General features: G+C 51.4%; 20 protein-coding genes, 1 tRNA gene, 3 rRNA genes and 1 pseudogene. 19 read left to right on the top strand and 6 right to left on the bottom strand.

The features are described 5' to 3' along the window. Positions 1-69: 69 nt before the first annotated feature. Complete coding sequence (gene csrD / locus HVY19_RS02195) at positions 70-2,010, bottom strand: RNase E specificity factor CsrD (protein ID WP_181682769.1); 1,941 nt, start codon at positions 2,008-2,010, stop codon at positions 70-72. A 206-nt stretch (positions 2,011-2,216) separates the two neighbouring features. Between csrD and HVY19_RS02190 the strand changes: the two genes are divergently transcribed. From HVY19_RS02190 to HVY19_RS02135, 12 genes and pseudogenes are all read left to right on the top strand, one after another. Continuing rightward, positions 2,217-3,191 (top strand): MDR family oxidoreductase, encoded by a 975-nt coding sequence (locus HVY19_RS02190; RefSeq protein ID WP_181682768.1) that lies wholly within the window; start codon positions 2,217-2,219, stop codon positions 3,189-3,191. 101 nt (positions 3,192-3,292) lie between these two features. Continuing rightward, positions 3,293-4,291: a protein-methionine-sulfoxide reductase catalytic subunit MsrP gene (msrP, locus tag HVY19_RS02185; RefSeq protein ID WP_181682767.1), complete on the top strand. Its 999-nt coding sequence runs from the start codon at positions 3,293-3,295 to the stop codon at positions 4,289-4,291. Then, positions 4,292-4,891: a protein-methionine-sulfoxide reductase heme-binding subunit MsrQ gene (gene msrQ, locus HVY19_RS02180; protein WP_181682766.1), complete on the top strand. Its 600-nt coding sequence runs from the start codon at positions 4,292-4,294 to the stop codon at positions 4,889-4,891. A 382-nt stretch (positions 4,892-5,273) separates the two neighbouring features. Then, positions 5,274-5,741, top strand: coding sequence for an acetyl-CoA carboxylase biotin carboxyl carrier protein (gene accB / locus HVY19_RS02175; protein ID WP_042324957.1), 468 nt, complete (start codon positions 5,274-5,276; stop codon positions 5,739-5,741). 10 nt (positions 5,742-5,751) lie between these two features. Then, positions 5,752-7,101 (top strand): acetyl-CoA carboxylase biotin carboxylase subunit, encoded by a 1,350-nt coding sequence (accC, locus tag HVY19_RS02170; protein WP_181682765.1) that lies wholly within the window; start codon positions 5,752-5,754, stop codon positions 7,099-7,101. Positions 7,102-7,208: 107 nt separating this feature from the next. Next, the gene (locus HVY19_RS02165; RefSeq protein WP_181682764.1) at positions 7,209-7,451 is read left to right on the top strand and encodes a YhdT family protein; all 243 of its coding nucleotides are present in this window, start codon (positions 7,209-7,211) and stop codon (positions 7,449-7,451) included. Continuing rightward, the gene (panF, locus tag HVY19_RS02160) at positions 7,441-8,892 is read left to right on the top strand and encodes a sodium/pantothenate symporter (RefSeq protein ID WP_181682763.1); all 1,452 of its coding nucleotides are present in this window, start codon (positions 7,441-7,443) and stop codon (positions 8,890-8,892) included. The genes HVY19_RS02165 and panF overlap by 11 nt, the downstream gene beginning before the upstream one ends. 11 nt (positions 8,893-8,903) lie before the next feature. After that, positions 8,904-9,785 (top strand): 50S ribosomal protein L11 methyltransferase, encoded by an 882-nt coding sequence (gene prmA, locus HVY19_RS02155; protein WP_181682762.1) that lies wholly within the window; start codon positions 8,904-8,906, stop codon positions 9,783-9,785. A gap of 142 nt (positions 9,786-9,927) precedes the next feature. Continuing rightward, a pseudogene (locus HVY19_RS02150) lies at positions 9,928-10,668 on the top strand (carbonic anhydrase family protein). A 320-nt stretch (positions 10,669-10,988) separates the two neighbouring features. Further along, positions 10,989-11,954, top strand: coding sequence for a tRNA dihydrouridine synthase DusB (gene dusB, locus HVY19_RS02145; protein WP_181682761.1), 966 nt, complete (start codon positions 10,989-10,991; stop codon positions 11,952-11,954). A 23-nt stretch (positions 11,955-11,977) separates the two neighbouring features. Continuing rightward, positions 11,978-12,274: a DNA-binding transcriptional regulator Fis gene (gene fis, locus HVY19_RS02140; RefSeq protein WP_000462905.1), complete on the top strand. Its 297-nt coding sequence runs from the start codon at positions 11,978-11,980 to the stop codon at positions 12,272-12,274. A gap of 243 nt (positions 12,275-12,517) precedes the next feature. Further along, positions 12,518-12,688, top strand: coding sequence for a DUF2556 family protein (locus HVY19_RS02135; protein ID WP_181682760.1), 171 nt, complete (start codon positions 12,518-12,520; stop codon positions 12,686-12,688). Between the two features lie 23 nt (positions 12,689-12,711). Here the strand turns inward: HVY19_RS02135 and envR are convergent, their stop codons facing one another. Further along, the gene (envR, locus tag HVY19_RS02130; protein WP_181682759.1) at positions 12,712-13,377 is read right to left on the bottom strand and encodes an acrEF/envCD operon transcriptional regulator; all 666 of its coding nucleotides are present in this window, start codon (positions 13,375-13,377) and stop codon (positions 12,712-12,714) included. Positions 13,378-13,790: 413 nt separating this feature from the next. Here envR and HVY19_RS02125 point away from each other — a divergent pair, with 413 nt between their 5' ends. The 7 genes from HVY19_RS02125 to HVY19_RS02095 all read left to right on the top strand — a co-directional run bounded on the left by HVY19_RS02125 (position 13,791) and on the right by HVY19_RS02095 (position 23,070). Then, positions 13,791-14,954: an efflux RND transporter periplasmic adaptor subunit gene (locus HVY19_RS02125; protein WP_181682758.1), complete on the top strand. Its 1,164-nt coding sequence runs from the start codon at positions 13,791-13,793 to the stop codon at positions 14,952-14,954. Positions 14,955-14,966: 12 nt separating this feature from the next. After that, on the top strand, positions 14,967-18,080 hold the full coding sequence (locus tag HVY19_RS02120) for an efflux RND transporter permease subunit (RefSeq protein WP_181682757.1): 3,114 nt from the start codon (positions 14,967-14,969) through the stop codon (positions 18,078-18,080). Between the two features lie 247 nt (positions 18,081-18,327). After that, positions 18,328-18,549 (top strand): hypothetical protein, encoded by a 222-nt coding sequence (locus HVY19_RS02115; protein WP_151323983.1) that lies wholly within the window; start codon positions 18,328-18,330, stop codon positions 18,547-18,549. 362 nt (positions 18,550-18,911) lie between these two features. Then, positions 18,912-19,937 carry an amino acid ABC transporter substrate-binding protein gene (locus HVY19_RS02110; RefSeq protein ID WP_181682756.1) on the top strand — a complete coding sequence of 342 codons (1,026 nt, stop codon included), beginning with the start codon at positions 18,912-18,914 and terminating at the stop codon, positions 19,935-19,937. 69 nt (positions 19,938-20,006) lie between these two features. After that, the gene (locus tag HVY19_RS02105; RefSeq protein WP_181682755.1) at positions 20,007-21,188 is read left to right on the top strand and encodes an amino acid ABC transporter permease; all 1,182 of its coding nucleotides are present in this window, start codon (positions 20,007-20,009) and stop codon (positions 21,186-21,188) included. 9 nt (positions 21,189-21,197) lie between these two features. Next, the gene (locus tag HVY19_RS02100) at positions 21,198-22,304 is read left to right on the top strand and encodes an amino acid ABC transporter permease (protein ID WP_181684198.1); all 1,107 of its coding nucleotides are present in this window, start codon (positions 21,198-21,200) and stop codon (positions 22,302-22,304) included. Positions 22,305-22,311: 7 nt separating this feature from the next. Continuing rightward, on the top strand, positions 22,312-23,070 hold the full coding sequence (locus tag HVY19_RS02095; RefSeq protein ID WP_181682754.1) for an amino acid ABC transporter ATP-binding protein: 759 nt from the start codon (positions 22,312-22,314) through the stop codon (positions 23,068-23,070). A 106-nt stretch (positions 23,071-23,176) separates the two neighbouring features. Here HVY19_RS02095 and rrf (HVY19_RS02090) read toward each other — a convergent pair. The 4 genes from rrf (HVY19_RS02090) to HVY19_RS02075 form a co-directional block, all read right to left on the bottom strand. After that, a 5S ribosomal RNA gene (gene rrf / locus HVY19_RS02090) occupies positions 23,177-23,292 on the bottom strand. Between the two features lie 40 nt (positions 23,293-23,332). Next, positions 23,333-23,408, bottom strand: a tRNA-Thr gene (locus HVY19_RS02085). Positions 23,409-23,422: 14 nt separating this feature from the next. Further along, positions 23,423-23,538, bottom strand: a 5S ribosomal RNA gene (gene rrf / locus HVY19_RS02080). Between the two features lie 191 nt (positions 23,539-23,729). Continuing rightward, positions 23,730-26,636 (bottom strand): 23S ribosomal RNA (locus HVY19_RS02075). Between the last annotated feature and the right edge of the window lie 122 nt (positions 26,637-26,758).

Raw genomic sequence — 26,758 nt, 5'->3', positions numbered from 1 at the left:
AGCAGACAAGCACACCCCCATAAAGGCACAGCGCGCGTTATTCTACGTGAAAACTTATCAAACGGCAGGTTAAACCGAGTATCTTTGAGAATATTTTTTCACGTTGGTATCTAACGGCTGGGAGGCGGCAAAAAATTCCCCCTGTCCACCCGCGACGCCGCGCGCTGTTAATGTCTGCCACTCGCCGCGCGAACGGACGCCCGTAGCGTAAACCTGGGTATGGGTTCCCGAGCACGCTTCTACCAGACTTTGAACCAACAACTGGTTCTCCGTTCGCTTCTCAATGTTCCAGACCAGGCTCGGATGGAGCTTGATCAGTTCAACATTAATTTCTTTAATCCAACGGGTGCTGACCAGCGTTAAACCGGCCTGCGTTACGGCCACCCGGACACCCAATGCATTCACCAAGCGAATGACTGGCTGTAACCGACTGATGTGTTGACCTACATCAGCCTCCGCAAGTTCAATAATTATGCGTTTCCGCTGCGATTTTTCACACTGCATCAATGTATCACGCAGCCAGCGCTGGAAACGGGGACGTATTAATGACTCCACCGTAACCTGAATCGCCAGATTTTCTTCTGGCCAATACCCTAACAGAGGGATAACCCGGCTTATCAGCAGACGGTCATACTCTTCGGATAAACCGAACTGTAACACCATCGGCATATATTCAGCAGAGCTAACTTCTTCATTTCCATCAAAAATACGACACAATAACTCGCGATGGTGGACGTGTCCGTCCAGTGCAACCGCCGGTTTATGATAAATACGCGGTCCACCCCGGCTGAGCATCTGCTCGATTAGCGTTCGCCAGCGGACATTGCCGCGCCCTTTTTCCGGTAGCGAGTCGTCATAAACGGCCCAGCCGTTGCCACCCTGCAATACCGCATTACGGGTCGCCGCTTCCGCATGCTCCATTACCTGCTCGGTCGACTGCCCGCTTCGCCATGCGCAGATCCCCATATGTACCATATCGTCACGATCGCGCATTTTATTAGAGGGAAGTGCATCAACGGCCTTTAAAAGTTGTCCGGCAATACTTTCTGCCTCTTTCAACGTGCGGTGCGGCAGCAGTACAGCAAAGTCACTTCGGTGGTAGCGCGCCAGTAGCGAGCCCGGATAGCGCAACATAAATGTGGAGAGTAAATTAATCAGGCCAAACAGCTCTTCTTCTGCAAGATTGCGGCCCCAACTGTCACGCAGCAGATTAAAGTCCGGCAGGCGAATCATCATCACCACACCATGCGAACCCACCTTTTCCTGATCGTCGAGTAACGTTGCCAGTTGGTTATCAAAAAAGAGGCGGTTACTTAAACCCGTTTTGGTGTCCTGCGCCGCATAGGAGCGGATGAGGGAATCGAGTCGACTACGCTGCTCCTGGGCATTCTGAATTTCTAACAGCAGCATATCCAGCGCGCTGCTGGTGCGTGCTGGCCATTCATAAATGGAGCCACGAACATTCGGCCCGCGCTCACCGTTGAGGATCCGCGTTGAACGTCCCTCCAGCAGTTCCTGCCCATAAAGTTGACGCTGAAGCCAGCGCACCGAAAGAAACAGCATCACAATAAGAAAAGCAATTGCTACGGTTAGCGGCGCGGTGGTCATCAGTGAATGAAAATAGTTGCCCATCGGATCCTGATAGACCACATGCATCGTCATTCCGGGATGCTTCATCAGCGGAACGTTGGTATCACGAAAGAGATTACTCGTGCCTACCGGACGATAGCTGCTGACCCGGGACTGGCTGTAGATCTGATGGTCGTCTTGCAGCAGATCGATACGCACAATATCGGCTGAGGACATCAATTCATTGATTTGTGCCGATAACTGTTTGAAGTCGTGCGAAACGAGATGCGTATCGATGGCGGTGGCGACCGCCTGCACACGCTGGCTCATTTTGTACTGGATAGCGTTGTAAAAACTCAGCGAGCAGCCAATCAGGGTTACAAAAATGGTTAACCCGGTGAGTAGTGTGACAAACGCTGAGAATTTCGTCGTTAATCGCATCCTTGTGTTAACTCCGACTGTAAATAGTGCGACACGAAAATGCATAACCGTACGTGAATTTCGCCTGGTTGTGCAAAGAGTGAGTGCATACTACCAAATCAGGTGTATCTGGCAATTTATTGCGTTCAATCGGCATCACGTTCCATTTAGCGAGTATAGTCTTGATGACTAATTTTCCAATCCATTACGCAAATTGAGGACAGGTTATGCAGGCTTTGATCTTAGAACAGCAGGACGGTAAAACCCTCGCCTCTGTGCAGGCCCTCGACGAAAAGCAACTGCCGGAAGGCGATGTTACGGTGGAAGTTCACTGGTCCAGTCTGAACTATAAAGATGCGCTCGCCATTACCGGAAAGGGAAAAATCATCCGCAATTTTCCGATGATTCCGGGCATCGATTTTGCCGGAACCGTGCGTTCCAGCGAAGATCCACGCTTCCATGCGGGTCAGGAAGTGTTATTGACCGGTTGGGGCGTAGGCGAAAATCATTGGGGCGGACTGGCTGAGCTGGCGCGCGTGAAGGGCGACTGGTTAGTTGCGCTTCCGCAAGGGCTGGACAGCCGGAAAGCTATGGTAATCGGCACTGCCGGTTTCACTGCCATGCTGTGCGTAATGGCGCTTGAAGATGCCGGGGTTCGTCCGCAAGACGGTGAAATCGTCGTCACCGGCGCCAGTGGAGGCGTGGGGAGTACTGCGGTCGCTTTGCTGCATAAGCTGGGGTATCAGGTGGTCGCCGTCTCCGGACGCGAGAGTACGCATAACTATCTGAAACAACTCGGGGCAAGTCGCATTCTCGGTCGCGATGAATTCGCAGAATCCCGCCCCCTGGAGAAACAGCTTTGGGCCGGCGCGGTAGATACCGTTGGTGACAAGGTGCTGGCGAAAGTGCTGGCGCAAATGAACTATGGCGGCTGCGTTGCCGCCTGCGGTCTGGCGGGCGGTTTCGCCCTGCCGACGACCGTAATGCCGTTTATTCTGCGCAACGTTCGCTTGCAGGGCGTAGATTCAGTGATGACGCCACCAGCCCGCCGTGCAGAAGCCTGGGGGCGTCTGGTCCGCGATCTGCCTGAATCTTTTTACCAACAGGCGGCCACAGAAATTACGCTTGCCGATGCGCCGAAGTTTGCCGACGCCATCATTAACAATCAGGTACAAGGTCGTACGCTGGTGAAAGTCCAATAAAAGTGACTATAAGATTTACACTTTATTTAGGAATTTTAGCAGCACACTGACAGACTCCCTGCCATAGTAACTACGCGTAATGCGAAGGCCGGGAGTCTGTTATGAAGAAAATACGTCCATTTACAGAAGCCGATGTCACCGCTGAATCGGCTTTTTTTATGCATCGCCGTCAGGTATTGAAAGCGCTGGGTCTCAGTGCCGCCGCACTATCAATGCCTGCCTCCGCCGATCTTCTGAGCTGGTTTAAAGGCAACGATCGCCCACCCGCGTCCGCTGGAAAAGCGCTGGATTTCAGCAAACCAACCGCGTGGCAAAACGCGCTGCCATTAACCCCCGAAGAGAAAGTCACTGGTTATAACAATTTCTATGAATTTGGCCTCGATAAAGCCGACCCGGCCGCCAATGCCGGGAGCATGAAAACCGATCCCTGGACACTGAAAATTAGCGGCGAAGTGGCCAAGCCCTTAACGCTGGACCACGACGCCCTTACCTCACGCTTTCCGTTAGAAGAGCGTATTTATCGGATGCGCTGCGTCGAAGCGTGGTCGATGGTTGTGCCGTGGGTGGGTTTCCCTTTACACAAGCTGTTAGCTCTCGTCGAGCCGACGAGCAATGCAAAATATGTGGCGTTCGAAACGCTTTACGCACCTGACGACATGCCGGGGCAAAAAGATCGTTTCATTGGCGGCGGGTTAAAATACCCCTACGTTGAAGGACTGCGCCTGGACGAAGCGATGCATCCGCTAACGCTTTTAACCGTTGGTGTTTACGGCAAAGCGCTACCGCCGCAAAACGGTGCGCCCATTCGCCTGACAGTGCCATGGAAATACGGTTTTAAAGGCATTAAGTCGATCGTCAGTATAAAGCTGACCCGTGAACGTCCACCAACGACCTGGAATCTTGCCGCGCCGGGAGAATATGGTTTTTATGCCAACGTAAATCCTCACGTTGATCACCCGCGCTGGTCCCAGGCAACGGAGCGTTTTATCGGCTCAGGCGGAATTCTGGATGTACAACGGCAGCCGACGCTGCTGTTCAATGGTTACGCCGACGAGGTGGCAAGCCTCTATCGCGGACTGGATTTGCGGGAGAATTTCTAAGTGCGCCTGACTGCAAAACAGATTACCTGGCTGAAAGTGATTCTTCATCTGGCGGGATTGTTGCCTTTCCTCTGGCTATTCTGGGCGATTAATTCTGGGGGACTCAGCGCCGACCCGGTAAAAGACATTCAACATTTTACCGGTAGGACAGCTCTGAAATTTTTGCTCGCCACCTTGTTGGTCACGCCGCTAGCGCGCTACGCTAAGCAACCCTTATTAATTCGCACTCGTCGCCTGTTAGGGTTATGGTGTTTCGCCTGGGCAACGCTGCATTTGACCAGCTATGCGCTGCTGGAACTGGGTATCCATAATCTCAGTTTACTGGGGCGTGAACTGGTTACGCGACCGTATTTGACGCTGGGAATAATCAGTTGGCTGATTTTATTCGCGCTGACGTTGACCTCCACGCAGGCAGCACAGCGAAAACTGGGGCAGCGCTGGCAACTTCTGCACAACTTCGTCTATCTTGTGGCGATCCTGGCACCTGTTCATTATCTGTGGTCAGTAAAAATTTTGTCTCCTCAACCCATCCTTTATGCCCTGTTGGCACTCGTGCTTTTAGCCTGCCGCTACAAGAAGTTCCGCCAGTGGTGGCGCTAGTTTGACGAACTGTGGACCAGGTTACAAAACGCAGAGACTCAGATGTTATTTGTGTGTTAGCGGTTGATTATCTTCCCTGATAAGACCAGTATTTAGCTGCCAATTGCTACGAAATCATTATAATGTGCGACCTTGGCTACCTGGAGGCGGAATTTGAGCCGCTGAAAAGGTGACAATTGAGCTTTGAAGGTATACTTTGTGTTTTGCCGGAAGATTGCAGCAAATCGCAGCACGTTAACCGACAAATCTCGCATGAATCATCGAGACGAAATATACCGGCGTCCAGGCAGACCCGAACGGTTTTGCCGTCAGGACATAGCTTTACAGACAGCGTGAAAACGCCTGTCACAATCACACTAAACAAAGAGTACGGAACCCACTCATGGATATTCGTAAGATTAAAAAACTGATCGAGCTGGTTGAAGAATCAGGCATCTCCGAACTGGAAATCTCTGAAGGCGAAGAGTCTGTACGCATCAGCCGCGCAGCGCCAGTAGGTAGCTTCCCGGTAATGCAACAGGCTTACGCTGCACCAATGATGCAGCAGCAACCTGCTCTGTCTAACGCAGTTGCTCCGGCAGCAGAAGCGCCGGCGGCGGCAGCAGCAGAAATCAGTGGTCACATCGTACGTTCCCCAATGGTTGGTACTTTCTACCGCACCCCGAGCCCGGACGCGAAGGCGTTCATCGAAGTGGGTCAGAAAGTCAACGTAGGCGATACCCTGTGCATCGTTGAAGCCATGAAAATGATGAACCAGATTGAAGCGGACAAATCAGGTACCGTGAAAGCAATCCTGGTCGAAAGTGGTCAACCGGTAGAATTTGACGAGCCGCTGGTCGTCATCGAATAACGAGGCGAACATGCTAGATAAAATTGTTATCGCCAACCGTGGTGAGATTGCCCTGCGAATTCTTCGTGCCTGTAAAGAACTGGGCATCAAGACCGTCGCTGTGCACTCAAGCGCGGATCGCGATTTGAAACACGTATTACTGGCGGATGAGACGGTTTGTATCGGCCCGGCGCCGTCCGTAAAAAGCTATCTGAACATCCCGGCTATCATCAGTGCCGCTGAAATCACTGGCGCGGTGGCCATTCACCCGGGATACGGCTTCCTCTCTGAGAACGCCAACTTTGCTGAGCAGGTTGAACGTTCTGGCTTTATCTTCATTGGCCCGAAAGCCGACACCATCCGCCTGATGGGCGACAAAGTGTCCGCTATTACCGCGATGAAGAAAGCCGGTGTACCAACCGTACCTGGCTCTGACGGCCCGTTGACTGACGATATGGATGCTAACCGTGCTCATGCCAAACGCATTGGCTACCCGGTTATCATCAAAGCGTCCGGCGGCGGCGGCGGTCGTGGCATGCGCGTTGTTCGCGGTGATGCCGAGCTGGCACAGTCCATTTCCATGACCAAAGCGGAAGCGAAAGCGGCTTTCAGCAACGACATGGTTTACATGGAAAAATACCTGGAAAACCCACGCCACATCGAAATTCAGGTGCTGGCTGACGGTCAGGGTAACGCGATCTATCTGGCAGAACGTGACTGCTCCATGCAGCGCCGTCACCAGAAAGTTGTCGAAGAAGCGCCAGCACCGGGCATCACCCCGGAACTGCGTCGCTACATCGGCGAGCGTTGCGCCAAAGCGTGTGTCGATATCGGCTACCGCGGGGCGGGTACCTTTGAGTTCCTGTTCGAAAACGGCGAGTTCTACTTCATTGAGATGAACACCCGTATTCAGGTTGAACACCCGGTGACCGAAATGATTACCGGCGTAGACCTAATCAAAGAACAGCTGCGTATCGCTGCGGGTCAACCGCTGTCCATCAAGCAGGATGAAGTTGTGGTTAAAGGCCATGCGGTAGAATGCCGTATCAATGCCGAAGACCCGAACACCTTCCTGCCAAGCCCGGGTAAAATCACGCGTTTCCACGCGCCGGGTGGTTTTGGCGTACGTTGGGAGTCTCATATTTACGCGGGTTACACCGTACCGCCTTACTATGACTCCATGATCGGTAAGCTTATCTGCTACGGTGAAAACCGTGACGTGGCCATCGCCCGCATGAAGAACGCATTGCAGGAACTGATCATCGACGGTATTAAAACCAACGTTGATTTGCAGACCCGCATTATGAATGACGAGCATTTCCAGCATGGTGGTACCAACATCCACTATCTGGAGAAAAAACTCGGTCTTCACGAAAAATAAGCGTGTATTCACGTCAAAAGGCCGGATATTCCGGCCTTTTTTATTTGTGGGGGTCGCTCTCCCCATAGGGTACAATCCCCGCTTTCTTTCTGCATAAGGGACAAAAAATGGACGCGCGTTTTGTTCAGGCCCATAAAGAGGCGCGCTGGGCGCTGTGGCTGACCCTTCTCTATCTTGCTGCGTGGTTGGTAGCCGCTTACTTACCTGGTGTAGAACCCGGCATCACCGGGCTGCCGCACTGGTTTGAAATGGCCTGCCTTCTGACACCACTGATTTTCATTTTACTGTGCTGGGCCATGGTGAAGTTTATCTATCGCGACATTCCTCTGGAGGATGACGATGCAGCTTGAAGTCATTCTGCCGCTTATCGCCTATCTGCTGGTGGTATTTGGTATTTCCGTTTACGCCATGCGTAAACGACAGACCGGCACCTTTCTGAACGAATACTTCCTCGGTAGCCGCTCAATGGGCGGGATCGTGCTGGCAATGACGCTGACCGCGACTTACATCAGCGCCAGTTCGTTTATTGGCGGCCCCGGTGCGGCCTATAAATACGGGCTGGGATGGGTGCTGCTGGCAATGATCCAGCTCCCTGCCGTCTGGCTGTCTCTGGGTATTCTGGGTAAGAAGTTCGCTATCCTGGCGCGTCGCTATAACGCCGTGACGCTCAACGATATGCTGTATGCCCGCTATCAGAGTCGCCTGTTAGTCTGGCTGGCAAGCCTCAGTCTGTTAGTGGCCTTCGTCGGGGCGATGACCGTCCAGTTCATTGGCGGTGCTCGCCTGCTGGAAACTGCGGCCGGTATTCCTTACGAAACCGGTTTGCTGATTTTCGGCATCAGTATTGCGCTGTATACCGCATTCGGCGGTTTTCGCGCCAGCGTACTAAATGACACGATGCAGGGGCTGGTGATGCTGATCGGCACCCTCGTTCTACTGGTGGGTATTGTCCATGCCGCCGGTGGCCTGAGCCATGCGGTTGAGACATTAAACACCATCGACCCCAAACTGGTTTCACCGCAGGGTGCCGATGACATTCTGTCGCCAACGTTTATGACCTCATTCTGGGTGCTGGTCTGTTTTGGTGTGATCGGCTTACCGCATACAGCGGTGCGCTGTATCTCTTACAAAGACAGTAAAGCAGTACACCGGGGCATTATCATCGGAACAATTGTGGTCGCCATTTTGATGTTCGGTATGCACCTTGCTGGCGCGCTGGGACGGGCGGTGATCCCTGACCTGAAGGTGCCGGATCTGGTCATTCCTACGCTGATGGTGAAAGTGCTCCCTCCCTTTGCTGCCGGGATTTTCCTTGCCGCGCCGATGGCTGCCATCATGTCGACAATCAACGCCCAACTGCTGCAAAGTTCCGCTACGATCATTAAAGATCTCTATCTCAACATGCGTCCGGAGCAGTTGCAGAATGAGACACGGCTGAAGCGGATGTCAGCCATAATTACGATTCTCCTCGGCGCGCTGTTGTTGCTCGCTGCCTGGAAACCGCCAGAAATGATCATCTGGCTGAACCTGCTGGCGTTCGGTGGTCTTGAAGCCGTGTTTTTGTGGCCGCTGGTGCTCGGTCTGTACTGGGAGCGCGCGAACGCTACCGGGGCGCTGAGTGCAATGATGGTCGGTGGCGTCCTGTATGCCGTACTCGCCACTCTGAATGTTCAGTACCTGGGCTTTCACCCGATTGTGCCCTCGCTACTGTTAAGTTTGCTGGCTTTCCTGGTCGGAAACCGTTTTGGTTCACCGGCCCCGCAAGCCGCCGTTATTTCTCCTGATAAATAAAGAGTTTTGCCATGCCGTGGATCCAACTAAAACTAAACACAACCGGCGCTAACGCCGAAGAGCTGAGCGATGCGCTGATGGAAGCCGGTTCAGTTTCCATTACCTTTCAGGACACGCATGACACGCCGGTCTTTGAGCCGCTGCCGGGCGAAACGCGCCTGTGGGGTGATACCGACGTTATCGGCCTGTTTGATGCAGAAACCGATATGAAAGAAGTGGTCGCGATTCTGGAAAACCATCCTCTGCTGGGCACGGGCTTCGCGCACAAAATAGAACAGCTTGAAGATAAAGACTGGGAACGCGAATGGATGGATAACTTTCATCCGATGCAGTTCGGCAACCGTCTGTGGATCTGCCCAAGCTGGCGCGATGTGCCAGATGAGAACGCAGTTAACGTGATGCTCGACCCCGGCCTGGCGTTTGGTACTGGCACTCACCCCACCACATCTCTGTGCCTGCAATGGCTGGACGGTCTGGATCTGGAAGGCAAGACGGTCATCGACTTCGGCTGCGGATCCGGGATCCTCGCGATTGCAGCCCTGAAACTGGGCGCGGCGAAAGCGATCGGGATCGACATCGATCCGCAGGCTATTCAGGCTAGCCGTGATAACGCTGAGCGTAACGGCGTTTCGCAACGTCTGGAACTCTATTTACCTCAGGACCAGCCAGAAGCCATGAAAGCCGATGTCGTGGTCGCTAACATCCTGGCGGGCCCTTTACGCGAACTGGCTCCGTTAATCAGCGTACTGCCCGTTACAGGCGGCCTGCTGGGCCTTTCTGGTATTCTCGCCAGCCAGGCGGACAGCGTTTGTGAAGCCTATGCTGATCTCTTCACTCTCGACCCAGTCGTTGAGAAAGAAGAATGGTGCCGTATCACCGGACGTAAAAACTAAATCCTTCCCCACGTGGCCTCGTAGCAGGCCACGCTTTTCAGCATTTCGATGCTTACGCCTACTGCTTCCTGCGATAAAATAGTGTCGTAACTCATTGAAGTTACAAATATAAAAATCCAATTTCATTGAATGGAATAATTATATGAAGCACACTTTGAGCAAGGTAACCCTCCTGACGTTAGCCCTCCTGCCCTTCACAGCAATGGCCTCGCACTGGAGTTATGAAGGTGAAGGTTCTCCAGAGCATTGGAGTTCCCTCAGTGAAGAATTTAAAACCTGTCAGGCTGGGATGAATCAGTCACCTCTTAACATCGACCACACGATAAACGCCCATCTTACACCGCTGGAGACTCACTATGTCGACGGCCCCGTTACCCTCGTCAACAACGGCCATACGATCCAGGCCGGGTTGAAGAGTGCGACCTCGGATACTATTACCCTTGATGGCAAACCGTTCACGCTACAGCAATTTCACTTCCATGCGCCCAGTGAAAATACCGTGCACGGCAAGCATTATGCGATGGAGATGCATCTTGTGCATAAAGACGCAAATGGCGCGCTTGCGGTTGTGGCGGTTATGTTTGATCAAGGCGCAGCCAACGCTTAGCTGGATAAGCTGTGGGCAACGATGCCAGAAAAAGCTGAGCAGGATGTTAAAATCACCACACAAATGGATCTCAATGCCCTTGTACCCCAGGACAAAACGTATTGGCGCTTCAGCGGCTCGTTGACGACACCGCCATGTTCAGAGGGCGTGACGTGGGTCGTTCTGAAGCACCCATTGACACTCTCCGCTGCGCAACTGGCAAAATTTACGCATACAATGCACCACGATAATAACCGTCCAGTACAACCGCTAAATGGGCGTTTGATCGTCGAGTAAGCGCTCTTGCACTCCCCCGTTAAAACGAGAGCATAATCACATAAAGTCACTATAATCTGCTGATTAATTCAGCAGATTATCTTGTTCCCTCCGCCAACCATGAAGAAAAAACGAGAAGTTACGCAAAAATATGACCGTGTAAAAAATAGACACATTTTTGTAATGCAATGATATCTATGGCTAATTATTCAAGAGCATGTCCTTTAACGGCGATTCTTTGATCCACAGCAGGGGATTGGTTAAAGTTTGGCCTTTCATCTCGTGCGAAAAATGCGTAATATACGCCGCCTTGCAGTCACAGTATGGTCATTTCTTAACTCATGCGCATCGGACAATACCAGCTTAGAAATCGCCTGATCGCAGCGCCCATGGCTGGCATTACTGACAGACCATTTCGGACGCTGTGCTATGAGATGGGAGCAGGATTGACGGTATCTGAGATGATGTCTTCTAACCCGCAGGTATGGGAAAGCGACAAATCTCGTTTACGCATGGTGCACGTTGATGAGCCAGGAATTCGCACGGTGCAAATTGCCGGTAGCGATCCTGTTGAGATGGCCGATGCCGCACGGATTAACGTGGAAAGCGGTGCCCAAATTATTGATATCAATATGGGGTGTCCGGCTAAAAAAGTGAATCGCAAGCTCGCAGGCTCAGCCCTCTTGCAGTACCCGGATTTAGTGAAGTCGATACTAACCGAGGTCGTCAACGCAGTGGACGTTCCTGTTACCCTTAAGATTCGCACCGGCTGGGCTCCGGAACATCGTAACTGCGTAGAGATTGCCCAACTGGCTGAAGACTGTGGCATTCAGGCTCTGACCATTCATGGACGCACCCGCGCCTGTTTGTTCAATGGAGACGCTGAGTACGACAGTATTCGGGCAGTTAAGCAGAAAGTTTCCATTCCGATTATCGCGAATGGTGACGTTACTGACCCGCTTAAAGCCAGAGCTGTGCTTGACTATACGGGGGCGGATGCCCTGATGATAGGCCGTGCAGCTCAGGGAAGACCCTGGATCTTTCGGGAAATCCAGCACTATCTGGACACTGGGGAGTTGCTACCCCCCCTGCCACTGGCAGAGGTTAAGCACTTGCTTTGTGCGCACGTTCGGGAATTGCATGACTTTTACGGTCAGGCTAAAGGGTACCGAATTGCGCGTAAACACGTCTCCTGGTATCTCCAGGAGCATGCTCCAAATGACCAGTTTCGGCGCACATTCAACGCCATAGAGGATGCCAGCGAACAGCTGGAGGCGTTGGAGGCATACTTCGAAAATTTTGCGTAATGAAATAAAGAGCTGACAGAACTATGTTCGAACAACGCGTAAATTCTGACGTACTGACCGTTTCTACCGTTAACTCTCAGGACCAGGTAACTCAAAAACCCCTGCGTGACTCGGTTAAACAGGCACTGAAGAACTATTTTGCTCAACTGAACGGTCAGGATGTTAATGACCTCTATGAGCTGGTACTGGCTGAAGTAGAACAGCCCCTGTTGGACATGGTGATGCAATACACCCGTGGTAACCAGACCCGCGCTGCCCTGATGATGGGCATCAACCGTGGTACGCTGCGTAAAAAATTGAAAAAGTACGGCATGAACTGATACTCATCAGCGAACTGCTTGTGTAAAAAGGCGCGACTCGGCATGGGGAAGCGCCTTTTTTATTTGCATTTTTGAATGTACAAAGTGAAAACGCGAAGGTAAAAAACTGGCGTAAAGGTGATTAACAGAGGTTAAACGCAGCAATAATCCTGGCAAAGTAAAATCATTGTAAGGCCTCTTTTCCGCCTCCGAATTTCGTGTATATTGCCAGCCAGCATGGGCAGGTAACGGCGGGATAAGGCAATGATTCGTAAGTATGGGTGGCTGGTTGTTTTTGCTGTCTTTGTCTTCCTTTTCGACTCCTTACTGATCCAGTGGATTGAGTTCATTACCACCGAATACGAAAAGTGTCGCGACATGGACTCGGTGAACCCGCTTAAACTGGTCAACTGTGACGATCTCGATCAGGAGTAGATCGTATTTATTAAGAGACAGAGTTACTCTTTTTCCCTGACAATATTATTTCGCTGAATAAATTGCATGACATTCCCTTCAGGACTTAACATTCTTAATACATTATCCACCAGCGCGGGAGCTTGAGAAAAAAGATCAAAACTCGCAGGATTCATTAGCCAGTTTTTAACAATACCGCTAAAACTGCCGTGAATAACAATTAATATCACCTCTAAATCCAGTGTCCTGGAAACCAATCCCTTATTCATGCATGTCTGCAATACATGACGCAGAGTCAGTTGACTAAACCCCATTTTTTCCCGAATCTCCCGCTTTGAAAGCATCTCATCATTAAACTCACACTTATGATATAAGATTTGCAATAAAGCCTGCTGACGGGGAACCGTCGCGATATATTGTAAACCGACGATTAATTTCTCTCGTAGCTGTAACAAAGGATTATCATGCGTATCCGAGGATAATCTGTCATTGATGAGATCGCCCAAAGGGGGTTGTTGCAACCAGACTTCATTAAAGAGTTGCGTCTTGTTTTCAAAATGCCAGTAGATGGCGCCGCGTGTGACCTGGGCTGCATCCGCGATATCGTTCAGCGTCGTATTCCCGACCCCTTTGGTCGCAAACTGCATGATGGCGGTTTCAATCAAGTGTTGCCGCGTTTTGAGGGCATCGGCCTTCGTTTTCTTTGCCATAGGTTATCGTACCTGGAACAGGATAAAAACGATAAATGTTGCTGACCAGGTTATCGTCAAAAAAAGGAATATATCACTTCATTTATTATTTAACGATACACGCGTTGACGCACGAAGCACAAAAGATTCAAATTAATAATATCAATAAATATTTAGAGTAAAAATATTCACTCAACCAATGCATATTTCAATTTATATTGATAACAAACAGAAAATTACAATTTGGCAACAAGAGAAACCTCAACACAATCTTCTTTTTTTGCTTTTACGTGCCGAGCCCCGCCTTCTGAAATAAGTATTGCTTACATCGCATGCTAATAATTTGTAGGATAGCAAACTGCTATTTTCTATATGCACGTTACCGCCCTACCTTACCCGGTAAATAACGAGCGTTTGTTTTTTAAGGAACAGTAATGACGAGACATGCCAGGTTTTCACTCCTGCCCTCATTCATCATAATTTCTGCTGCACTTCTTGCCGGTTGTAACGATCAGGGGGAGCAACAAACTCATGCCAGTGAGCCGCAAGTGACCGTTCATGTGGTCAAAACCGAGCCTTTAGCTGTGACGACCGAATTGCCAGGACGAACCTCAGCATTCCGGATTGCTGAAGTTCGTCCTCAGGTTAGCGGTATTGTGCTGAAGAGAAACTTTACCGAAGGAAGCGATGTAGACGCGGGACAGTCGCTCTATCAGATCGATCCTGCCACCTATCAGGCGAATTACGACAGCGCAAAAGGCGAACTGGCAAAAAGTGAAGCCGCTGCCGCCATCGCGCATTTAACGGTGAAGCGCTATGTTCCGCTGGTCGGCACGAAATACATCAGCCAGCAGGAATACGATCAGGCGATTGCGGATGCTCGGCAGGCAGATGCGACCGTCATCGCCGCTAAAGCCGCCGTTGAAAGCGCGCGCATTAATCTCGCTTACACCAAAGTGACTTCGCCAATCAGTGGCCGTATTGGGAAATCCAACGTTACCGAAGGCGCTCTGGTCACTAACGGCCAGGCGACAGAACTGGCTACCGTCCAACAACTGGATCCTATTTATATTGATGTTACCCAGTCCAGTAGCGACTTCATGCGCCTCAAACAATCCGTTGAGCAGGGTAGTTTGCATAAAGACAGCGCGAGCAACAGCGTCGAACTGGTGATGGAAAATGGCAAAGCCTATCCGTTGAAAGGCACGTTGCAGTTCTCGGATGTCACCGTCGATGAAAGCACCGGCTCCATTACGCTCCGTGCGGTATTCCCTAACCCACAGCACACGCTACTCCCTGGTATGTTTGTCCGCGCTCGCATTGACGAAGGCGTACAGCCAAACGCCATTCTGATTCCCCAGCAAGGCGTAACGCGTACACCGCGCGGCGATGCCACGGTGCTGGTCGTCAACGCGAAAAATGAAGTTGAGTCGCGCCCTGTCGTCGCTTCGCAGGCCATTGGCGATAAATGGTTAATCAGCGAAGGGTTGCAGACTGGCGATAAAGTGATCGTCAGCGGCATACAAAAAGCACGGCCTGGCGCGAAAGTTAAAGCCACCGCAGATACCAATGCCCCTGCGGCCAAAGCAGCGCAATAAAGGTAACCGGAAATGGCAAACTTTTTTATCAGGCGTCCTATCTTTGCCTGGGTATTGGCCATCATATTGATGCTGGCAGGTGCCCTGGCGATTATGCAACTGCCCGTTGCGCAGTACCCGACGATTGCTCCGCCGGCGGTGTCGATTTCAGCTAACTACCCCGGCGCAGACGCACAGACGGTTCAGGATACGGTCACCCAGGTTATCGAACAGAACATGAATGGTATCGATAACCTGATGTATATGTCCTCCACCAGCGACTCTGCGGGTAGCGTGACCATTACATTGACCTTCCAGTCCGGTACCGACCCGGATATCGCCCAGGTTCAGGTGCAAAACAAACTGCAGCTTGCGACACCGTTACTGCCACAAGAAGTACAGCAGCAAGGGATCAGCGTCGAGAAATCCAGCAGCAGCTTCTTGATGGTTGCAGGTTTCGTCTCTGATAACCCACAGACCACCCAGGATGATATCTCCGACTACGTGGCATCGAACGTTAAAGACTCCATCAGCCGCCTGAACGGCGTGGGTGATGTTCAGTTGTTTGGAGCACAGTATGCGATGCGTATCTGGTTGGATGCCAATCTGCTCAATAAATACCAGCTCACGCCGGTAGACGTCATTAATCAACTGAAGGTGCAGAACGACCAAATTGCGGCAGGTCAGCTTGGCGGGACTCCGGCGCTGCCTGGACAACAGCTTAACGCCTCAATCATCGCCCAGACACGCCTGAAGGATCCTGAAGAATTCAGCAAAGTAACCTTGCGGGTGAACAGCGACGGTTCTGTCGTTCGCCTTAAAGATGTCGCCCGGGTTGAACTCGGAGGGGAAAACTATAACGTTGTCGCCCGTATTAACGGTAAACCGGCGTCTGGTCTGGGAATTAAGCTGGCAACGGGTGCAAACGCGCTGGATACCGCCACCGCCATCAAAGCAAAACTTGTTGAACTTCAACCTTTCTTCCCACAAGGAATGAAGGTCGTGTATCCATACGACACCACACCATTCGTGAAGATTTCCATTCATGAAGTGGTGAAAACGCTGTTTGAAGCGATAGTACTGGTCTTCCTGGTTATGTACCTGTTCTTACAGAACATTCGTGCGACGCTCATTCCCACCATTGCCGTACCGGTAGTCCTTCTGGGTACTTTTGCGGTACTCGCGGCGTTTGGCTACTCCATAAACACCCTGACCATGTTCGGGATGGTGCTGGCCATCGGCCTGTTGGTCGATGACGCGATAGTCGTGGTGGAAAACGTTGAGCGTGTGATGATGGAAGACAAGTTGCCCCCAAAAGAGGCAACCGAGAAGTCCATGTCACAAATTCAGGGAGCCCTGGTGGGGATCGCGATGGTGCTGTCTGCCGTTTTCATCCCGATGGCTTTCTTCGGCGGCTCCACGGGCGCCATCTATCGCCAGTTCTCTATTACTATCGTCTCAGCAATGGCGCTTTCGGTTCTGGTCGCGCTTATCCTGACCCCGGCACTTTGCGCCACGCTGCTTAAGCCGGTATCCGCCGATCACCACGAGAAAAAAAGTGGCTTCTTCGGCTGGTTTAACGCCAAATTTGATCGCAGCGTTAACCACTACACCGACAGCGTAAGCGGTATTGTGCGCAACACCGGCCGCTATCTGGTCATTTACCTGGTGATTGTTGTCGGGATGGCGGTGCTGTTCTTACGTCTGCCAACCTCCTTCTTGCCAGAGGAAGATCAGGGCGTATTCCTGACCATGATTCAGCTACCTTCCGGCGCAACACAGGAGCGCACTCAAAACGTGCTGGATCAGGTCACCCATTACTATCTGAACGATGAAAAAGCTAACGTAGAGAGCGTCTTTACGGTTAACGGCTTTAGCTTTAGCGGGCAGGGGCAAAACTCAGGGATGGCGTTTGTCAGCCTGAAACCCTGGGAAGAGCGCAGTGGAGATGAGAATAGCGTTGAATCGATTATTGCACGCGCAACTCACGCCTTTAGTCAGATTCGCGATGGTCTGGTATTCCCCTTCAACATGCCCGCGATTGTTGAACTGGGAACCGCAACGGGCTTCGACTTTGAATTAATTGATCAGGGTGGACTGGGACACACCGCCCTCACGTCGGCACGTAACCAGTTACTCGGAATGGTCACGCAGCACCCTGACGTCCTGGTACGAGTACGTCCGAATGGCCTGGAAGATACTGCCCAGTTCAAACTGGATGTCGATCAGGAAAAAGCGCAGGCGCTGGGCGTTTCGCTGTCTGATATTAATGAAACGATCTCTGCTGCGTTGGGCGGTTACTACGTTAACGACTTTATCGATCGTGGACGCGTGAAGAAAGTGTACGTTCAGGCTGATGCGAAATTCCGCATGCTTCCAGAAGACATCAACAATCTGTATGTTCGCAGCGCGAACGGCGAAATGGTACCGTTCTCGACATTCAGTTCTGCACACTGGGTCTATGGTTCACCGCGCCTGGAACGTTACAACGGTATGCCATCCATGGAGCTGTTAGGTGAAGCTGCGCCGGGAAGAAGTACCGGCGAGGCGATGGCCCTGATGGAGGGGCTGGCCTCTAAACTGCCAAGCGGTATTGGTCATGACTGGACGGGGATGTCCTACCAGGAACGCCTGTCCGGCAATCAGGCTCCGGCGCTGTATGCCATTTCGCTGATTGTCGTTTTCCTGTGTCTGGCCGCACTCTATGAAAGCTGGTCGATCCCCTTCTCTGTAATGTTGGTTGTACCGCTTGGCGTGGTGGGTGCTCTTCTGGCTGCATCACTCCGGGGTATGAATAACGATGTTTATTTCCAGGTAGGGCTCTTAACCACCATCGGACTTTCGGCTAAAAACGCGATATTGATTGTAGAGTTTGCGAAGGACCTGATGGATAAAGAGGGTCGTGGACTGATAGAAGCGACTCTGGAGGCTTCTCGTATGCGCTTGCGCCCTATCCTGATGACATCACTGGCCTTTATCCTCGGCGTTATGCCCTTAGTCATTAGCCGGGGGGCAGGCAGCGGTGCTCAGAACGCGGTAGGCACCGGTGTGATGGGGGGAATGCTGACGGCAACGTTACTGGCCATCTTCTTTGTGCCGGTATTCTTTGTCGTGGTAAGACGCCGTTTTAATAAGCATCACGATTGATATGTAAAGCAGGGCGTCTCCGGATGCCCTTTTCTTTTTCCTGAGTTGTTTTATTAATTAAGGAGATAGTTTTTCCTTCCTCCCTGACAGAAACTTTCTTCTCCATTATTTTTACAATACACATTATTTGAGATTATTTATAATATCTCTCTTTATTTTGGCAGTGATAAAATTCGTTTCGTATTCACAAGTTGATGGCATCACATTTTGCTGCGTCTGGCGGAGCGTTTTTATTTGAGGTAACACCATGAAAAGATTAATTCCAGTTGCATTGCTCACGGCATTGCTGGCGGGCTGTGCTCACGATTCGCCCTGCGTTCCGGTTTATGATGACCAGGGTCGTCTGGTTCACACCAATACCTGTATGAAAGGTTCTACTCAGGACAACTGGGAAACCGCGGGTGCGATTGCCGGGGGAGCCGCTGCCGTGGCGGGCCTGACGATGGGGATTATAGCCCTCTCTAAATAAGCACATGAGAGCGCAGCGCTGCTGCGCTCTCAACATTCAACGACGGTTTTTCCTTTCTCATTCTTTTTCATTAGTTTTTTTCCAGATACTCACCTTGTCGATATTCACGCCCCAATCTTTATTTCCCTTAATAAACGTTGTTATAAATATTTTGCTCCAAAATGTGGCTTACGTTTCAATTTCGCACCATTCCTGGGCAATGAACTTATTTTTTCCTGTCTACACTCAGCATATTGCGGCGTGTAATCGTACGCATAAATTTGGCACTCCCTTTGCTTAAGAGAGTATGGCCAAAGCCACAGACAGGTAATAGATGTTGCAAAACGTCTCTATAACAATAATTTCGCCACACAGGATGCATTATGAAAAAGATGATGATAACCACGCTGGCCGCTGCCAGCGTGCTGCTTGCGGTTGCCACTCAGGCGCATGCTGGCACAACGCTGGATGCAGTAAAAAAGAAAGGTTTTGTTCAATGTGGTATCAGTGACGGTCTGCCCGGTTTTTCTTATGCTGACGCAGATGGGAAATTCTCTGGAATAGATGTGGATGTCTGCCGTGGCGTTGCCGCCGCTGTGTTGGGCGATGATACAAAAGTGAAATATACCCCGCTCACCGCAAAAGAACGCTTTACCGCATTACAGTCTGGCGAGGTTGATCTTCTCTCCCGTAATACGACCTGGACCTCTTCCCGTGATGCCGGTATGGGCATGTCCTTCACTGGCGTAACTTACTACGATGGCATCGGTTTTCTGACGCATAACAAAGCGGGTCTGAAAAGTGCGAAAGAGCTGGATGGTGCCACCGTCTGTATTCAGGCAGGTACAGATACTGAACTGAACGTGGCTGACTACTTCAAAGCGAACAACATGAAATATACGCCAGTGACGTTTGACCGTTCCGATGAGTCAGCAAAAGCGCTGGAATCCGGACGATGCGACACGCTTGCCTCTGACCAGTCTCAGCTTTATGCCCTGCGCATTAAGCTCAGTAACCCCGCAGAATGGATCGTTTTGCCAGAAGTAATATCTAAAGAACCGCTGGGGCCAGTTGTTCGCCGTGGTGATGATGAATGGTTCTCGATCGTGCGTTGGACATTATTCGCTATGCTGAACGCAGAAGAGATGGGCGTGAACTCCAAAAACGTTGACGAAAAAGCGGCAAACCCAGCGACACCGGACATGGCGCATCTGCTAGGGAAAGAAGGGGATTATGGTAAGGATCTGAAGCTTGATAATAAATGGGCCTATAACATCATCAAACAGGTTGGTAACTACGCTGAGATCTTTGAACGCAACGTCGGTTCAGAAAGCCCACTGAAGATAAAACGTGGACAAAACAATCTGTGGAATAACGGCGGTATCCAATACGCTCCTCCTGTGCGTTGAGTCGTTGTGATGTAACGAGCGCCGTTGCTGCGGCGCTCAGTTCAGAGTCATGGTTACCGAGGTTTTCTTATGTTCCATCGCCGCTTAAATGTAAAAGGATCATTCTCCTTTTCTAATCCCGCGATCCGTGCCTGGCTATTTCAGATCCTTGCCATTATTGCGGTCATTGCCGTCGCCATTTACTTAATTCATAACACGATCAATAACCTGAGCAATCGCGGCATTACCTCGGGCTTTGCTTTTCTCGACCGTAGCGCAGGATTTGGTATCGTCCAACACCTGATCGACTATCAACAAGGCGATACTTACGGCCGCGTATTTGTGGTGGGGTTACTGAATACGCTACTGGTGTCCGCACTGTGCATTGTTTTTGCGTCGTTTCTGGGTTTTTTTCTGGGACTGGCACGTCTTTCCGACAACTGGCTGCTGCGAAAGCTCTCGACGATTTATATTGAGACGTTCCGTAATATCCCGCCTCTTCTGCAAATCTTTTTCTGGTACTTTGCCGTGCTGCGCAATTTACCCGGCCCGCGTCAGGCCGTCGACGCGCTGGACATCGTCTTTCTGAGCAATCGTGGACTTTACATACCCGCACCACAGATGGGTGATGGTCTTCTCGCTTTCGGAATTGCCGTCTTACTCGCGGTTGCAGTTTCTATTGCGCTTTTTCGCTTTAATAAGCAACACCAAACGAAAACGGGACAATTGCGCAGAACCTGGCCCGGCGCATTAGGGGTGATTGTGCTGCTGCCATTAGCAGCGCACTGGCTTTTCGGTGCTGCGCTTCACTGGGAAATCCCCCAGCTCCGTGGGTTTAATTTCCGCGGCGGCATGGTGCTAATCCCAGAGCTGGCGGCACTGACACTGGCGCTTTCGGTTTATACCTCGGCGTTTATTGCCGAAATCATCCGTGCAGGTATTCAGGCAGTACCTTATGGTCAGCATGAGGCCGCCCGCTCTCTGGGATTACCTAATACCGTGACGCTGCGCCAGGTCATTATCCCTCAGGCGCTGCGGGTAATTATTCCTCCCCTGACCAGCCAATATCTGAATATTGTTAAAAACTCTTCGCTTGCCGCCGCGATCGGCTATCCGGATATGGTTTCTCTGTTTGCCGGAACGGTGCTGAACCAGACGGGACAAGCCATTGAAACGATCGCCATTACGATGTCGGTATATCTGATAATCAGTCTTAGCATTTCGCTGCTGATGAATATCTACAACCGACGAATCGCCCTTGTTGAGCGCTAAGGAATCATGATGACGAAAGTACTGTTATCTCATCCCCCGCGCCCGGTCAGCACCGGTAGTAGTGCTCACCCACTGCTGTGGATGCGTAAGAATCTGTTTTCCAGTTGGTTTAATAGCCTGCTGACGCTCGTGTGCGTATGGCTGATGTGGGAACTCATCCCGCCATTAATCAATTGGGCGTTCTTGCAGGCCAATTGGATCGGGTCAACCCGGGCAGACTGCACGAAAGCCGGTGCCTGCTGGGTATTTGTCCATGAACGTTTTGGGCATTTCATGTATGGGCTTTATCCACACGATCAACGCTGGCGTATCAACCTGGCACTGATTATCGGGCTGCTTTCCATTGCGCCGATGTTCTGGAAAGCTATGCCACGACGTGGCCGTTATATCGTGGCCTGGGGCATTCTCTACCCCCTTGTTGTCTGGTGGCTTTTATATGGTGGACTGTTGGGGCTCGAACGCGTCGAAACCCGACAGTGGGGCGGGCTGACGCTCACGCTGATCATCGCGGCTGTTGGCATTGCAGGAGCACTTCCGCTGGGCATTTTGTTGGCGCTGGGAAGACGCTCCCATATGCCTGTCGTGCGGATCCTCTCGGTCATCTTCATCGAGTTCTGGCGAGGGGTACCGTTAATCACCGTGTTGTTTATGTCATCGGTGATGCTTCCCCTGTTTATGGCGGAAGGCACCAGTATTGATAAGCTCATTCGTGCACTGGTTGGAGTGATCCTTTTTCAGTCAGCCTATGTGGCAGAAGTCGTTCGTGGAGGATTACAGGCTCTGCCGAAAGGGCAGTACGAAGCCGCAGAATCACTGGCTCTGGGCTACTGGAAAACTCAGGGTCTGGTCATTCTTCCCCAGGCGCTGAAGTTGGTCATTCCAGGGCTGGTTAACACCATCATCGCTCTCTTTAAAGATACCAGTCTGGTCATCATTATCGGATTGTTTGATCTGTTCAGTAGCGTACAACAGGCAACGGTTGACCCGGTCTGGCTGGGTATGTCCACTGAAGGTTATGTTTTCGCTGCACTGATTTACTGGGTTTTCTGTTTCAGTATGTCGCGCTACAGCCAGCATCTGGAAAAGCGCTTTAACACCGGGCGTACACCGCACTGAGGATTCTATGAGCCAATTATTAATGCAACCTGCCGACGCGATGATTACGCTAGAAAACGTTAACAAGTGGTACGGACAGTTTCATGTTCTTAAAAATATCAATCTGAAGGTGAAACAGGGGGAGCGTATTGTGTTATGTGGGCCTTCGGGTTCGGGTAAATCTACCACTATCCGCTGCATTAACCATCTGGAAGAACATCAGAAGGGACGCATTGTTGTGGATGGTATCGAGATCAATGAAGATATTCGCAACATTGAGCGCGTCAGACAGGAAGTTGGTATGGTTTTCCAACATTTTAATCTCTTTCCTCACCTTACCGTTCTGCAAAACTGTACTCTGGCACCGATTTGGGTACGAAAGATGCCTTCGAAAGAGGCTGAAGTGCTGGCGATGCATTATCTGGAGCGTGTACGCATCGCTGAGCATGCGCATAAGTTTCCAGGGCAAATTTCAGGTGGACAACAACAGCGCGTGGCAATCGCCCGATCTTTATGCATGAAGCCCAAGATTATGCTGTTTGATGAGCCCACTTCAGCGCTGGATCCTGAAATGGTCAAAGAAGTGTTGGATACCATGATTGGACTGGCGCAGTCCGGAATGACAATGCTGTGTGTAACGCATGAGATGGGGTTTGCCAGAACAGTGGCTGACCGGGTGATCTTTATGGATCGTGGTGAGATTGTTGAGCAAGCACCACCGGATGAGTTCTTTGCGCATCCTAAGTCAGAACGTACGCGGGCATTTCTGTCGCAGGTAATTCATTAATCGTTTGTTATGCCGGGTGGCGGCTTCGCCTTACCCGGACTACAGTTTGTGCAGCGTAGAAATGCAAAAAGGCCATCCTTTCGGATGGCCTTCTCACTTATTTGATGTCTGGCAGTTCCCTACTCTCACATGGGGAGACCCCACACTACCATCGGCGCTACGGCGTTTCACTTCTGAGTTCGGCATGGGGTCAGGTGGGACCACCGCGCTACAGCCGCCAGACAAATTCTTTTCTACTGTGCCGAACTTTAACCTAATTAAGTGGTGCTGATACCCAGAGTCGAACTGGGGACCTCACCCTTACCAAGGGTGCGCTCTACCAACTGAGCCATATCAGCACGCTAAATTTGATGCCTGGCAGTTCCCTACTCTCACATGGGGAGACCCCACACTACCATCGGCGCTACGGCGTTTCACTTCTGAGTTCGGCATGGGGTCAGGTGGGACCACCGCGCTAAAGCCGCCAGGCAAATTCTGTTGCTCTGTCCTGTGTCTTTTGCGCTCATACTGCGTTGGCTGCTCTTGCGAACGTCAGTCACATACCTGTGTATGCTCCTTCCGTCGCCGCGTTTGCCGCCTTGTCTCAGCGCAAAATCCTTCGGACTCTGAATCTAAGCTGAAAATCTTCTCTCAATCCGCCAAAACATCTTCGGCGTTGTAAGGTTAAGCCTCACGGTTCATTAGTACCGGTTAGCTCAACGCATCGCTGCGCTTACACACCCGGCCTATCAACGTCGTCGTCTTCAACGTTCCTTCAGGAGACTTATAGTCTCAGGGAGAACTCATCTCGGGGCAAGTTTCGTGCTTAGATGCTTTCAGCACTTATCTCTTCCGCATTTAGCTACCGGGCAGTGCCATTGGCATGACAACCCGAACACCAGTGATGCGTCCACTCCGGTCCTCTCGTACTAGGAGCAGCCCCCCTCAATTCTCCAGCGCCCACGGCAGATAGGGACCGAACTGTCTCACGACGTTCTAAACCCAGCTCGCGTACCACTTTAAATGGCGAACAGCCATACCCTTGGGACCTACTTCAGCCCCAGGATGTGATGAGCCGACATCGAGGTGCCAAACACCGCCGTCGATATGAACTCTTGGGCGGTATCAGCCTGTTATCCCCGGAGTACCTTTTATCCGTTGAGCGATGGCCCTTCCATTCAGAACCACCGGATCACTAAGACCTGCTTTCGCACCTGCTCGCGCCGTCACGCTCGCAGTCAAGCTAGCTTATGCCTTTGCACTAACCTCCTGATGTCCGACCAGGATTAGCTAACCTTCGTGCTCCTCCGTTACTCTTTAGGAGGAGACCGCCCCAGTCAAACTACCCACCAGACACTGTCCGCAACCCGGATCACGGGCCTACGTTAGAACACCAGCCATTAAAGGGTGGTATTTCAAGGGCGGCTCCACGCAGACTGGCGTCCACGCTTCAAAGCCTCCCACCTATCCTACACATCAAGGACCAGTGTTCAGTGTCAAGCTATAGTAAAGGTTCACGGGGTCTTTCCGTCTTGCCGCGGGTACACTGCATCTTCACAGCGAGTTCAATTTCACTGAGTCTCGGGTGGAGACAGCCTGGCCATCATTACGCCATTCGTGCAGGTCGGAACTTACCCGACAAGGAATTTCGCTACCTTAGGACCGTTATAGTTACGGCCGCCGTTTACCGGGGCTTCGATCAAGAGCTTCTCCTTACGGATAACCCCATCAATTAACCTTCCGGCACCGGGCAGGCGTCACACCGTATACGTCCACTTTCGTGTTTGCACAGTGCTGTGTTTTTAATAAACAGTTGCAGCCAGCTGGTATCTTCGACTGATTTCAGCTCCACGAGCACGTCGCTTCACCTACATATCAGCGTGCCTTCTCCCGAAGTTACGGCACCATTTTGCCTAGTTCCTTCACCCGAGTTCTCTCAAGCGCCTTGGTATTCTCTACCTGACCACCTGTGTCGGTTTGGGGTACGATCTGATGTTACCTGATGCTTAGAGGCTTTTCCTGGAAGCAGGGCATTTGTCACTTCAGCACCGTAGTGCCTCGTCATCACGCCTCAGTGTTAAAGTGAACCGGATTTACCTGGTACACACACCTACACGCTTAAACCGGGACAACCGTCGCCCGGCCAACATAGCCTTCTCCGTCCCCCCTTCGCAGTAACACCAGGTACAGGAATATTAACCTGTTTCCCATCGACTACGCCTTTCGGCCTCGCCTTAGGGGTCGACTCACCCTGCCCCGATTAACGTTGGACAGGAACCCTTGGTCTTCCGGCGAGCGGGCTTTTCACCCGCTTTATCGTTACTTATGTCAGCATTCGCACTTCTGATACCTCCAGCATACCTCACAGTACACCTTCACAGGCTTACAGAACGCTCCCCTACCCAACAACACATAGTGTCGCTGCCGCAGCTTCGGTGCATGGTTTAGCCCCGTTACATCTTCCGCGCAGGCCGACTCGACCAGTGAGCTATTACGCTTTCTTTAAATGATGGCTGCTTCTAAGCCAACATCCTGGCTGTCTGAGCCTTCCCACATCGTTTCCCACTTAACCATGACTTTGGGACCTTAGCTGGCGGTCTGGGTTGTTTCCCTCTTCACGACGGACGTTAGCACCCGCCGTGTGTCTCCCGTGATAACATTCTTCGGTATTCGTAGTTTGCATCGGGTTGGTAAGTCGGGATGACCCCCTAGCCGAAACAGTGCTCTACCCCCGAAGATGAATTCACGAGGCGCTACCTAAATAGCTTTCGGGGAGAACCAGCTATCTCCCGGTTTGATTGGCCTTTCACCCCCAGCCACAAGTCATCCGCTAATTTTTCAACATTAGTCGGTTCGGTCCTCCAGTTAGTGTTACCCAACCTTCAACCTGCCCATGGCTAGATCACCGGGTTTCGGGTCTATACCCTGCAACTTAACGCCCAGTTAAGACTCGGTTTCCCTTCGGCTCCCCTATTCGGTTAACCTTGCTACAGAATATAAGTCGCTGACCCATTATACAAAAGGTACGCAGTCACCCCATAAAAGAGGCTCCCACTGCTTGTACGTACACGGTTTCAGGTTCTTTTTCACTCCCCTCGCCGGGGTTCTTTTCGCCTTTCCCTCACGGTACTGGTTCACTATCGGTCAGTCAGGAGTATTTAGCCTTGGAGGATGGTCCCCCCATATTCAGACAGGATACCACGTGTCCCGCCCTACTCATCGAGCTCACAACATGTGTGATTTTGTGTACGGGGCTGTCACCCTGTATCGCCGGCCTTTCCAGACCGTTCCACTACCACATATGCTGATTCAGGCTCTGGGCTGCTCCCCGTTCGCTCGCCGCTACTGGGGGAATCTCGGTTGATTTCTTTTCCTCGGGGTACTTAGATGTTTCAGTTCCCCCGGTTCGCCTCGTTAACCTATGTATTCAGTTAACGATAGTGCAACGAATTGCACTGGGTTTCCCCATTCGGACATCGCCGGCTATAACGGTTCATATCACCTTACCGACGCTTTTCGCAGATTAGCACGTCCTTCATCGCCTCTGACTGCCAGGGCATCCACCGTGTACGCTTAGTCGCTTAACCTCACAACCCGAAGATGTTTCTTTCGATTCATCATCGACTTGCGAAAATTTGAGAGACTCGAACACACATTGACTGTGTGTCGTTTCAATTTTTCAGCTTGATCCAGATTTTTAAAGAGCAAA

It is taken from the genome of Citrobacter sp. RHB25-C09 (assembly GCF_013836145.1).
Taxonomy (GTDB): domain Bacteria; phylum Pseudomonadota; class Gammaproteobacteria; order Enterobacterales; family Enterobacteriaceae; genus Citrobacter_A.
The sequence above is the reverse complement of the archived record's forward strand: the minus strand, read 5'-3'. Positions and strand labels throughout refer to the sequence as shown.